Genomic DNA, 851 nt, shown 5'->3' on the forward strand with positions numbered 1-851 from the left:
TGAAATTTATTTTAAATTAAAAACGCGCTCAAAAATTGAGCGCGAAGTGTTATGATAATTCTATTTCAAACTGCGTTAGTTGCTTAAATTGCAGTAATCGTTTATGTACTTCTTCGTTTGATAAATTAACCATGCGCTCTGTTCCAAATTTTTCAACACAAAACGAGGCCAGTGTTGAGCCGTAAATAATAGCGTTTTTCATGTTTTCAAAAGAAAAATCGTTTGTTTTAGCAAGGTAACCTGCAAAACCGCCAGCAAACGTATCGCCTGCTCCTGTTGGGTCAAACACTTCTTCTAATGGTAATGCTGGTGCAAAAAACACGTTTTCATTATGAAATAGCAATGCACCGTGTTCTCCTTTTTTTATAACTACGTATTTAGGGCCCATTTCATGAATTTTTCTTGCAGCCACAACTAAGCTATACTCTCCAGTTAATTGTCTTGCTTCTTCATCATTTATGGTTATAACATCAACGCGTTTTATTACGTTGTGTAAATCTTGTAATGCAGAATCCATCCAAAAATTCATGGTATCTAAAATTACCAAATCTGGTTTACTTGTCATTTGATCTAGCACACTAGATTGGACGATTGGATGTAAATTACCTAACATTACCACATTAGCATCTTTATATTCACTAGGAACCACAGGGTTAAAATCTGCTAAGGTATTTAGTTCTGTAACTAAAGTGTCTCTAGAGTTCATGTCGTTATGATAACGTCCACTCCAGAAAAAGGTTTTACCTTCTTTAACAATTTCTACGCCTTGAAGATTGATGTTTCTGTTTGATAATAAATCTAAATATTCTTGAGGAAAATCTCCGCCAACTACTGATACGGCAGCGGTATCT

Annotated in this window: 1 protein-coding gene; it reads right to left on the minus strand. The window is 35.0% G+C overall.

Annotated features, from left to right (window positions below; all coding sequences use genetic code 11):
* Window positions 1–49 precede the first annotated feature (49 nt).
* Window positions 50–851, minus strand: an 802-nt coding sequence (locus FUA24_RS07585; RefSeq protein ID WP_148541152.1) for a PfkB family carbohydrate kinase, incomplete at its 5' end; no start/stop codon positions are given.

The organism is Seonamhaeicola marinus (genome assembly GCF_008085455.1).